Source organism: Winslowiella arboricola, assembly GCF_025527015.1.
Taxonomy (GTDB): Bacteria; Pseudomonadota; Gammaproteobacteria; order Enterobacterales; family Enterobacteriaceae; genus Erwinia; species Erwinia arboricola.
In genome coordinates this window covers 215,656-225,862 of record NZ_JAODIM010000036.1, presented here as the reverse complement: position 1 = coordinate 225,862, position 10,207 = coordinate 215,656, and the positions used below count along the sequence as shown (strand labels likewise).

10 protein-coding genes and 1 rRNA gene are annotated in these 10,207 nt (G+C 53.0%); 1 reads left to right on the top strand and 10 read right to left on the bottom strand.

Translation table 11 applies throughout. The features are described 5' to 3' along the window. The first annotated feature begins 6 nt into the window (after positions 1-6). Positions 7-122, top strand: a 5S ribosomal RNA gene (gene rrf / locus N5923_RS04780). Positions 123-230: 108 nt separating this feature from the next. On the opposite strand, the gene N5923_RS04775 is transcribed toward rrf, so the two are convergent. The 10 genes from N5923_RS04775 to N5923_RS04730 form a co-directional block, all read right to left on the bottom strand. Next, the gene (locus N5923_RS04775) at positions 231-992 is read right to left on the bottom strand and encodes an amino acid ABC transporter ATP-binding protein (RefSeq protein ID WP_323372660.1); all 762 of its coding nucleotides are present in this window, start codon (positions 990-992) and stop codon (positions 231-233) included. Between the two features lie 8 nt (positions 993-1,000). Further along, the gene (locus N5923_RS04770; RefSeq protein ID WP_267140739.1) at positions 1,001-2,101 is read right to left on the bottom strand and encodes an amino acid ABC transporter permease; all 1,101 of its coding nucleotides are present in this window, start codon (positions 2,099-2,101) and stop codon (positions 1,001-1,003) included. Between the two features lie 15 nt (positions 2,102-2,116). Continuing rightward, positions 2,117-3,295 carry an amino acid ABC transporter permease gene (locus N5923_RS04765; protein WP_267140740.1) on the bottom strand — a complete coding sequence of 393 codons (1,179 nt, stop codon included), beginning with the start codon at positions 3,293-3,295 and terminating at the stop codon, positions 2,117-2,119. A 68-nt stretch (positions 3,296-3,363) separates the two neighbouring features. Next, positions 3,364-4,389: an amino acid ABC transporter substrate-binding protein gene (locus tag N5923_RS04760; protein WP_267140741.1), complete on the bottom strand. Its 1,026-nt coding sequence runs from the start codon at positions 4,387-4,389 to the stop codon at positions 3,364-3,366. A gap of 360 nt (positions 4,390-4,749) precedes the next feature. Then, positions 4,750-5,679: a kdo(2)-lipid IV(A) palmitoleoyltransferase gene (gene lpxP / locus N5923_RS04755; protein WP_267140742.1), complete on the bottom strand. Its 930-nt coding sequence runs from the start codon at positions 5,677-5,679 to the stop codon at positions 4,750-4,752. 200 nt (positions 5,680-5,879) lie between these two features. Further along, the gene (fis, locus tag N5923_RS04750; protein WP_004097144.1) at positions 5,880-6,176 is read right to left on the bottom strand and encodes a DNA-binding transcriptional regulator Fis; all 297 of its coding nucleotides are present in this window, start codon (positions 6,174-6,176) and stop codon (positions 5,880-5,882) included. Positions 6,177-6,191: 15 nt separating this feature from the next. Further along, a complete protein-coding gene (gene dusB, locus N5923_RS04745; protein ID WP_267140743.1) occupies positions 6,192-7,166 on the bottom strand; it encodes a tRNA dihydrouridine synthase DusB in 975 nt (324 codons plus the stop codon). 323 nt (positions 7,167-7,489) lie between these two features. Then, on the bottom strand, positions 7,490-8,371 hold the full coding sequence (gene prmA / locus N5923_RS04740) for a 50S ribosomal protein L11 methyltransferase (protein WP_267140744.1): 882 nt from the start codon (positions 8,369-8,371) through the stop codon (positions 7,490-7,492). A 74-nt stretch (positions 8,372-8,445) separates the two neighbouring features. Beyond that, positions 8,446-9,891, bottom strand: a complete 1,446-nt coding sequence (gene panF, locus N5923_RS04735; protein ID WP_267140745.1) for a sodium/pantothenate symporter — start codon at positions 9,889-9,891, stop codon at positions 8,446-8,448. Continuing rightward, complete coding sequence (locus N5923_RS04730) at positions 9,881-10,123, bottom strand: YhdT family protein (protein WP_267140746.1); 243 nt, start codon at positions 10,121-10,123, stop codon at positions 9,881-9,883. Before N5923_RS04730 ends, panF begins: the two co-directional genes overlap by 11 nt. Between the last annotated feature and the right edge of the window lie 84 nt (positions 10,124-10,207).

Genomic DNA, 10,207 nt, shown 5'->3' with positions numbered 1-10,207 from the left:
AATTTGCCTGGCGGCTTTAGCGCGGTGGTCCCACCTGACCCCATGCCGAACTCAGAAGTGAAACGCCGTAGCGCCGATGGTAGTGTGGGGTCTCCCCATGCGAGAGTAGGGAACTGCCAGGCATCAATTAAACAAACAAGCCTCATGCGAAAGCATGGGGCTTTTTTGTGTCTGTGATTTATGGGTGGCGAGACGTTGGGGCGGCGTTTTCGCCGCCCGTTTAAAGCCGATCAGTGAATTACCTGCGACAGGAATGCGCGGGTACGCTCTGACTTCGGATTGGAGAAGAACTCCTGCGGCGGCGCCTCTTCGACGATCTCGCCGCGATCCATAAAGATCACCCGGTCAGCGACAGTGCGGGCAAAGCCCATCTCATGGGTGACGCACAGCATGGTCATGCCATCCTCTGCCAGACCAATCATCGTATCCAGTACCTCTTTCACCATCTCCGGATCCAGTGCGGAAGTCGGCTCATCAAACAGCATGATTTTCGGCTTCATGCACAGCGAGCGGGCGATAGCCACGCGCTGCTGCTGACCACCGGAGAGCTGGCCGGGGAATTTATGTGCATGCTCGGCAATACGTACGCGCTCCAGATAGTGCATTGCCAGCTGTTCTGCTTCTTTCTTGGGTGTCTTACGCACCCAAATTGGTGCCAGAGTGCAGTTTTGCAACACGGTCAGATGCGGGAACAGATTAAAGTGCTGGAATACCATTCCCACTTCAGTACGCACGCGTTCAATATTGCGCAGATCATCATTCAGCAGAGTGCCATCGACAACAATACGTCCCTGCTGATGCTCTTCCAGATGGTTAATACAGCGAATGGTGGTTGATTTACCGGAGCCTGAAGGACCACACAGCACGATACGCTCGCGCGGTTTGACCTTCAGATTGATATCTTTCAACACATGGAACAGTCCATACCACTTGTTAACATTCTCGAGCGTAATCATCATCGCGTCGTCAGAATTCATTTTAGATTGAGTCATTTTAAACCTCAGTGCGGTGTACGCCCGGTGTGAAAGCGCTTTTCCAGATGCTGGCTGTAGCGCGACATGCTAAAACAGAAAATCCAGTAGACCAGCGCGGCGAAAACATAGCCTTCAGTCGACATACCGAGCCAGGTCGGGTCGACAGTTGCCTGTTGCACACTACTGAAAAGATCAAATAAACCAATGATGATCACCAGACTGGTGTCTTTAAACAGGGCAATAATGGTGTTAACCAGCCCCGGAATCACCATTTTCAACGCCTGCGGCAGGATCACCAGGCCCTGGGTTTTCCAGTAGCCCAGTGCCAGCGATTCTGCGGCTTCATATTGGCCTTTAGGCAACGCCTGCAAGCCACCACGCACCACTTCAGCAACATAAGCTGACTGAAACAGGATAACGCCGACTAAAGCACGAACCAGTTTGTCGATGCTGGTGCCTTCCGCCATAAACAGCGGCAGCATTACCGAGGACATAAACAGTACGGTAATCAGCGGCACGCCGCGCCAGAACTCGATAAAGATAATCGACAGCGTGCGTAATACCGGCATACGGGAACGGCGACCCAGCGCTAATAAAATCCCCAGCGGCAGTGCACCCGCGATACCGATTGAGGCGATAATTAACGTCAGGGTTAAGCCGCCCCACTGGCGTGTTTCCACCCGCTCCAGACCGAAGTAGCCGCCATACAGCAACAACCACACCACAATCGGGTAGCTGACTGCCCAGATGGCAATATAGCGCCCGCGGTGTGGCAGGGTTTTGATAAACATCGGGATAATCGACAGCAGGCCAATGACCAGTGACAGATTGATGCGCCAGCGCAGTTCGTGCGGATAGAGCCCATACATAAACTGGCCGAAACGGGCATGGATAAACACCCAGCATGCGCCATCTTTAGTACAGTCGGCGCGGGTGCTGCCTATCCAGTTCGCCTGGAATATCAGCCAGTTCAGGGCCGGAGGAATCACTGTCCAGATCACCCACAGACAGAATAGCGTCAGCAGGGAGTTGGACCAGCTGGAGAACAGATTTTTTCTTGCCCAGCTCACCATGCGTGAAAACGCATTGGTGGGTACCGGCGGAGTTTCATGAGTGGTTACAGTCATAATGATACCGTTCTCTTAACGCTCAATCAGGGCGATTTTGCGGTTATAGATGTTCATTAACAGCGAAATCGACAGGCTGATGATCAGATAGACCGCCATGGTGATGGCAATGGTTTCGATGGCCTGTCCGGTCTGATTCAGTACCGTGCCGGCAAACAGCGATACCATGTCCGGATAACCAATCGCTGCTGCCAGCGACGAGTTTTTCACGATATTCAGGTACTGACTGGTAAGCGGTGGAATGATCACGCGCATTGCCTGCGGGATAATTACCTGACGCAGGGTGACCGGATTTGGCAGCCCGAGTGAACGTGCGGCTTCGTGCTGGCCGTGATCGACTGACTGGATCCCGGAGCGAATCACTTCAGCGATAAACGATGAGGTATAGATCGAAAGCGCCAGCGTCAGGGCCGCCAGTTCCGGGATCAACGCGAAGCCACCACGGAAGTTAAAGCCACGCAATTCCGGCACGTCCCAGTGCATTGCGGCGCCGAACGTAAGGTGCGCTACCAGCGGAAACACAATCAGCATCGCCAGCGCGCTGGGCCAGCTACGGCGCAGCTGGCCGGTTTTTAACTGATATTTACGGTTAAAACGGAACAGGCCGACGCTGGCGGCAATCGCAATCAACAGCGCGACCAGAAAAGGCAGAGTGCCGGGCGCGTATTCTGGCCACGGAATATAGAGACCGCGGTTGCTGACAAAAGCGAGATCGAAAGCGTTAAGTGCCTGACGCGGTCCCGGCAGATTGCGCAATACGGCAAAATACCAAAAGAAGATTTGCAGCAATGGCGGGATATTACGGAAAATTTCGATATAGATATTCGAAATTTTGCGCAGCAGCCAGTTATCGGACAGACGCGCTAAACCAATAAAAAATCCCAGAATAGTGGCGAAAACAATACAGAGCGCGGAAACCAGCAGGGTATTGGTCAGACCGACAAGAAAGACGCGGGCGTAAGTATCGGAATCTGAATAATCAATCAGATGCTGGACGATACCAAAACCGGCGCTGCGCTCAAGAAAGCCAAAACCGGAGGTAATACCACGGTTGCCCAGGTTCACTACGGTGTTATGAATCAGATAACCCACCACGGCGAAAACCGCGACAATTGCGATAATCTGATAAAGCCATGCGCGCACCGCTGGATTGCTGAATGAAATATCCCTTTTCACGGTTGGGCGTTGAGACATGTTGAAACCTCAGCTACGGAAACTCTGGCGTGGGCACCGCGTGTGCGGCGCCCGGTAAACGGTGGGAATTAACGTACTGGTGGAGCGTACTGGATGCCGCCAGCATTCCACAGAGCATTCTGACCACGGGCGATTTTCAGCGCGCTGTCTTTACCGACGTTGCGGTCAAAGCTTTCCTGATAGTTGCCGACCTGTTTAATGATGTTATAAGCCCATTTGTTATCGAGCTTCAGATCCTTACCGAAGTCGCCTTCACTGCCTAACAGGTGAGCCATATCCGGCGTGGTCGGTTTAGCGGCCATCTGATCAACGTTTTTCGAGGTGATACCCATCTCTTCAGCGTTCAGCATGGCGTTAAATGACCATTTAACGATGGTGAACCAGTCATCATCACCACGACGTACCACCGGTCCCAGTGGCTCTTTCGAGATCACTTCCGGCAGCACGATAAATTCGCCAGGTTTGCCCAGTTTAATACGCAGTGCATACAGCTGAGACTGGTCAGAAGCCAGCGTATCGCAGCGGCCGCTGTCCAGCGCTTTGGCTGACTCATCGGAGCGGTCGAAGGTGACCGGGGTGAATTTCATGTTATTGGCTTTGAAGAAGTCAGCCACATTGAGTTCGGTATCAGTACCGGCCTGCAGACAGACTGTCGCGCCATCAAGCTCTTTCGCGCTCTTTAGTCCGGCTTTGTTATGGGTGAGGAAGCCGATACCGTCATAATAGTTAACGCCAGCGAACATAAAGCCCATGCCGCCATCGCGAGCTGAGGTCCAGGTGGTATTACGCGAGAGGATATCTACTTCACCAGACTGTAAGGCGGTAAAGCGCTCTTTCGCAGTCAGTGGGGTGTATTTCACTTTAGTGGCATCGCCAAATACCGCAGCAGCCGTTGCGCGGCATACGTCAACGTCAAGACCAGTAAACTTACCGCTGGCATCAGCATACGAGAAGCCCGGCAGGCCATCGCTGATACCGCACTGCACAAAACCTTTCTTTTTAATGGCGTCCAGCGTGGTGCCAGCATGAGCCTGATTAGCAACTGTAAACAGTGCCGCAGTGGCAATCAAAGTTGAAAGCATCATTTTATTCATAAAGCATCCTGTGTGGCGTAATTGATTTTTTATGTTTAGTGCGCTTTATTGCAGTGCACTTTTTCCTGTCTGCGGCGTTAAGCCTTCCACGACTTTGCAAATGGAATGCCAAAATTGCAGAATCCTGAAATCACTGGAAAGGGATATTAATACCTGGTTCTGATTAGTAAGTTTCATTAATATCGCGCACCAAATAGAGGCAATACCAGATGCGGCGATCACAAACAGTGCAAATAGTTTCACTATATAGAAGCAGTGTGACCGTGAGCGCAGTTGCGGCGGTCCGTTTTTGGCTGGGTTACGGCAGAAACAAAAAAAGCCCGTTTGTTTTGCACAAACGGGCTTTTCGCATAATGGGGGCTAGTAGAGGGAAGAGGCTCCCGCCGGACGCGTTTTAAAGCGGCGATGCAGCCACATATATTGATTTGGCGCGCGCATAATTTCGCGCTCAATCACTTTATTCATATAGGCAGCAGCGGCGTGCTCATCTTCTAATGGGTAGTCCTGCAGTTCAGGCTGGATCACCAGCTCATAACCTTTGCCGTTCTCTTTGCGAATCAGCACTACCGTTACCATCGCCGGTTTGGCCAGCCGCGCCAGCATATAGGTCCCGCTGGTGGTCGCCGCCTGGGGCACGGCAAACAGCGGGGCAAACACGCTGCCTTTTGGGCCGTAGTCCTGATCTGGCGCGAACCAGACCGCTTCACCCTGTTTCAGGGCGCTCACCATGCCGCGCAGATCACGACGATTAATCATCGCTTTATTCGAGCGCATGCGGCCTTTAGTCTGCACCCACTCCATCAATTTATTGTTGTGCGGGCGATACATCGCCATCATCGGCTGACAGATGCCCATCACACGACCACCTAACTCCAGTGACATAAAGTGCACGCCAATAATCAGTGCGCCACGATTGCCTTGCTGAGCCTGTTGCAGATTTTGCAGGCCATTAACGGTAAACCAGCGTTTGACGCGCGCGTCGGACCAGAACCACGCCATACCGGTTTCCAGCAGGCCCATGCCCAGTGATTCGAAATTGCGGACAATACGCTGCTCAACCATGTCAGGCGCTAAATCGGGGAAACAGAGTTCCAGGTTGCGGCGTGTGATGCGCACCCGGCGCTTTAAGAAACGCATCGAAGTGCGGCCCATCCAGGTGCCGAGTTTTTCCAGCAGCGGGAAAGGAAGCTGAACCAGCAAGAAAAGCAGACCCAGACCTGCCCATGTCGACCAGTAACGCGGGCGTAGCAAATCCCGTGAGAAGGCCGGTGGCGCTTTTGGTGCTTTCATTAGTATCTCTTTATGCGTGAATAGGTAATGTAACGCACAAAGAAATTAATCCATCGCGGTACATAGCATCAGACATCATTTAAGCCGGGAAGTTGGCGCTTCGCTGAAACTTTACATAAGTCAGAGAAGTCTGACTACTGGCAGGGATTAAAAAAGGCGCTGATTATTAAGCAGCGCCTTCATAACAATGAACCGAAACCTTAGTTCATGCCGTATTTTTTCAGTTTCTTACGCAGTGTACCGCGGTTGATACCCATCATCAGGGCTGCACGGGTCTGGTTGCCACGGGTGTATTGCATCACCATGTCCAACAAAGGCTGTTCTACTTCAGCCAGTACCAGCTCATACAGATCATTCACATCCTGACCATTTAATTGAGCAAAATAGCCCTTCAGTGCCTGTTTGACCGAATCACGCAGAGGTTTTTGGGTAACCTGATCTTGTGAATTTACGGTAGAAACGGTCAGTACGTCAGAGTTTACGCGTTGTTCGAACATAGTTCTGTCAGCTCTTTATTTCTGTTTGGGCAAATTTTCGAAGTATGCCTCCAACGCCTCCAGCTGTTCGCTGGCATCCTCAATGGCGTTGAATGTGCGCCGAAACTGGTCGTTCGGGGCGTGCTCCTGGAGATACCAGGAGACGTGCTTCCGGGCAATACGGTATCCCTTGCGCTGACCATAAAAGTCGTGCAGTTCCCGTAAGTGCCCGATGAGCAAGCGCTTAACTTCTGCCAGCGGCATCGGTGCCAGCAGCTCCCCAGTGTCCAGATAATGCTGGATTTCCCGGAAGATCCACGGTCTTCCCTGAGCAGCACGGCCTATCATCAGGGCATCAGCCCCCGTATAGTCAAGTACTGCTCTGGCTTTGTGCGGGTCAGTAATGTCTCCATTCGCGATAACCGGAATGGAAACGTTCTGCTTAACTGTCCGAATGCTGTCATATTCAGCATCACCATTGAACATACAAGCGCGTGTGCGTCCATGTATTGTCAGGGCCTGAATACCACAGCGTTCAGCCAATTGGGCAATCTCTATGCAATTGCGATTGTCTGTATCCCAGCCGGTGCGAATCTTTAAGGTCACCGGTACGTCAACTGCATTCACTACCGCTGAGAGGATAGACTTCACCAGCTCAGGATGTTGCAGCAGCGCCGAACCTGCCATCTTGCGATTCACTTTCTTAGCCGGGCAGCCCATATTGATATCGATAATCTGTGCGCCAGAATCTGCGTTAAAACGCGCGGCCTGGGCCATCTCATCGGGATCGCAACCGGCAATTTGCACGGTGCGAATACCAGGCTCATCACTATGTACCATACGCAAACGGGACTTATCGCTGGCCCAGACTTCCGGGTTCGACGACAACATCTCCGAAACGGTCATTCCGGCCCCCATTGCATAACAGAGCGTCCTGAAAGGCCTGTCAGTAATCCCGGCCATCGGGGCTGCTATTAAACGATTACGAAGCTGGTGTTGTCCTATGCGCATGAAAAAGAAGTGACCATATATGTTCGCAAGGCGGCGTATATTACGCATTTTTTAACGAAGATGAAAGGCCAAACTTTGAACAATCCACCCGAACAGATCAAGGAAAGTGGCAATGAGAGTTAGCTTCCTGATATTTTTCCTTGATATACAATAAGTTAAAAAATAACGATGAAATTGTGTACAAAGTTTTTTCTTTTTTTGTGAGCTATATAGCGATATAAATCACGTCATATATGCTGCTTTACGTGATATCCGCCATGTCAAAAGGCGCCATTGCAGTGTTTCACCGTGATGAAAATGCAGCTGCGCCTGATGATTCACATTTAGCGGCGCACGCCGGTAATACGGCACCACTCCTCTTTTTCGGCGACCGGGTCAAGGGCAAATTTGTCAGCGTAAGCTTCACAAACGCCCTCTGCCTGACTGGCCAGTACACCGGAAAGTCCTAAGTGACCACCCGTGGTTGGCAGCACGCTAATCAGCGGCGCCAGCTCGCGTAACGGGCCGGCAAGGATATTGGCGACCACCACATCGGCAGAGAGATTTTCCGGCTGCTGATGCGGCAGATACAGCGACAGGCGATCGGAAACGCCATTGCGTTCTGCGTTATCACGACTGGCCTGAATCGCCTGCGGATCGATATCAATACCGATAGCCTGCGCAGCGCCCAGTTTCAGCGCGGCAATCGCCAGAATGCCGGAGCCACAACCGAAGTCGATAATGGTTTTGCCCTGCAGATCGAGACCATCCAGCCACGTCAGACAGAGCGCGGTGGTCGGGTGGGTGCCGGTACCAAAAGCCAGACCAGGATCGAGCATTACGTTGACCGCATTTGCATCCGGCACATCACGCCAGCTCGGGCAGATCCACAGACGCTCGCCGAAACGCATCGGGTGGAAATTGGTCATCCACTCACGTTCCCAGTCTTTGTCTTCGATCTGCTCGATCTTATGATGGAAACCGGCGCCGAGCTGCGGATGCTGCTGCAGACCCGCAACCACTTCGCTCATCTCGGTTTCGGCATCAAACAGGCCGATCACATCGGTATCACCCCACAGGCGGGTTTCGCCTGGCAGCGGCTCAAATACCGGATTGTCATGGGTATCCTGGAAAGTGACGGATACCGCACCCTGTTCGATCAGCGCGTCGCCCAGCTCTTCGGCATGGGTGCCAGTGGTATTAATCTTGATTTGTATCCAGGGCATCGTAGTTCTCTTATTCCAGTTTGACACGGGCGGCGATAACGCCGCCCCTACAAGAGTTGGACGTAGGGGAGCCGTTATCGGCTCCCTTCATACAGCATTTCGGTGGTACGACCAAAAAGATTGCCGATCACAAAGGCGATCAGGCTGAGCAGCAGGGCCGGGACAATCGGATGAAAGCCCAGCAGCTGCAGATTAAAACTGGCTAACAGCGTATAAACCACGGCGCCGATAATCATGCCGCTCAGGGCGCCAGTTGCGTTGGCTTTTTCCCAGTATAGTCCCAGCACCAGCGGCCACAGGAACACCGCTTCAAGGCCACCAAAGGCCAGCAGGTTAAGCCAGATAATCATGTCGGGCGGATGACGCGCCGCCAGCAGTAGCAGCACAACCAGCAGCAGGGTGATGATCCCCGACATGCGTTTCAGTAACGGTTCATTGTCCATCTGCTGCGGTCGTGCGCGCAGATAGAGATCTTTCACGATCGTCGCCGAAGACTGGAGCAGTTTGGCATTGATCGTCGACATGATCGAAGCCATTGGCGCGGCGAGGAAGATCCCGGCGGCAAACGGCGGCAGCACGGTGATCATCAGGGTGGGGATCACCTGATCGGGAATTTTAAGATCCGGCAGTACCGCACGACCCAGCGCGCCAGCCAGATGCATACCAAACATCAGGATCATCACCACAATGGTGCCGATAATAATGCCGCGATGCACCGCTTTGCTGTCTTTGTAAGAGATGCAGCGCACGGCGGTATGGGGCAGACCTACCACGCCAAAGCAGACCAGGATGGCAAAGGAACTGAGGAACGCCGGATTGATAATATTATCCACCCCCTGCGGTTCCAGCAGACGCGGATCGATTTGCTGTAGCTTATCCACCGCAGCATGCATGCCGCCAGCGGCATGGATCACCGCAAACAGCAGCAGGAAAGTGCCCGCCAGCATCACCATCCCCTGCATCGCATCGTTCAGCACGCTGGCGCGGAAGCCGCCAAACGCGGTATAGATGGCAATAGTGACGCCAAAGATCAACAGGCCCACATCGTAGGGGATACCTGCCGCGGTTTCCAGCAAACGGGCGCCGCCAATAAACTGCACCGTCATCGCGCCGATAAACGCCACCAGCAGGCTCAGGCTGGCCAGCCATACCAGCAGCTGGCTGCGATAGCGCGCATACAGCATATCGTTCAGCGTCACCGCATTATAACGGCGCGCCAGAATGGCGAACTTCTTGCCGATCACCCCGAGCGACAGCCAGACCGCCGGCACCTGCACCATTGCCAGCAGCACCCAGCCGAGGCCATATTTATAGGCAGCACCGGGGCCACCGATAAAAGAGCTGGCGCTGATATAGGTGGTGGTCAGCGTCATGGCTAATACAAAGCCGCCCATAGAGCGACCGCCGAGAAAATATTCATTAAGAAAGCTGCCCTGGCGGCGTTTGCGCATCGCATATACCGATAGCGCGCCGACCAGCAGTAAATAGCCAATCAGTGGCAGAAGGACTTCAATTTCCATGATTATCCTCGAGCGACATATCGCGGAATACCGTGCGAATCATCAGCCAGCAAAGCACCAGAAACAGTAGGGGAACGTACAGACAGGAAACCTCAAACCAGCGCGGCAGGCCGGTAAACCCGATCTCACTGCCCACCAGCCAGGCGCTTAATCCCCAGGCAGCCAGATATAAAATGGCCAGCGCAAACGACCAGCGGGCCTCTTTATGCGCCTGCAGAAAACGTGCGTCCATCACTCATCCTCACCCAATCACGCAGCAAAAAATAAGAAAGAAAAAGGCCGGTCAGACCGGCCTTTACATTGATACTCGCAACTT

Excerpts from the sequence above, each read along its gene's own strand:
- N5923_RS04775 (WP_323372660.1), bottom strand. The coding sequence starts at position 992 with ATGACTCAATCTAAAATGAATTCTGACGACGCGATGATGATTACGCTC.
- N5923_RS04770 (WP_267140739.1), bottom strand. The coding sequence starts at position 2,101 with ATGACTGTAACCACTCATGAAACTCCGCCGGTACCCACCAATGCGTTT.
- N5923_RS04765 (WP_267140740.1), bottom strand. The coding sequence starts at position 3,295 with ATGTCTCAACGCCCAACCGTGAAAAGGGATATTTCATTCAGCAATCCA.
- N5923_RS04760 (WP_267140741.1), bottom strand. The coding sequence starts at position 4,389 with ATGAATAAAATGATGCTTTCAACTTTGATTGCCACTGCGGCACTGTTT.
- lpxP (WP_267140742.1), bottom strand. The coding sequence starts at position 5,679 with ATGAAAGCACCAAAAGCGCCACCGGCCTTCTCACGGGATTTGCTACGC.
- fis (WP_004097144.1), bottom strand. The coding sequence starts at position 6,176 with ATGTTCGAACAACGCGTAAACTCTGACGTACTGACCGTTTCTACCGTA.
- dusB (WP_267140743.1), bottom strand. The coding sequence starts at position 7,166 with ATGCGCATAGGACAACACCAGCTTCGTAATCGTTTAATAGCAGCCCCG.
- prmA (WP_267140744.1), bottom strand. The coding sequence starts at position 8,371 with ATGCCCTGGATACAAATCAAGATTAATACCACTGGCACCCATGCCGAA.
- panF (WP_267140745.1), bottom strand. The coding sequence starts at position 9,891 with ATGGAAATTGAAGTCCTTCTGCCACTGATTGGCTATTTACTGCTGGTC.
- N5923_RS04730 (WP_267140746.1), bottom strand. The coding sequence starts at position 10,123 with ATGGACGCACGTTTTCTGCAGGCGCATAAAGAGGCCCGCTGGTCGTTT.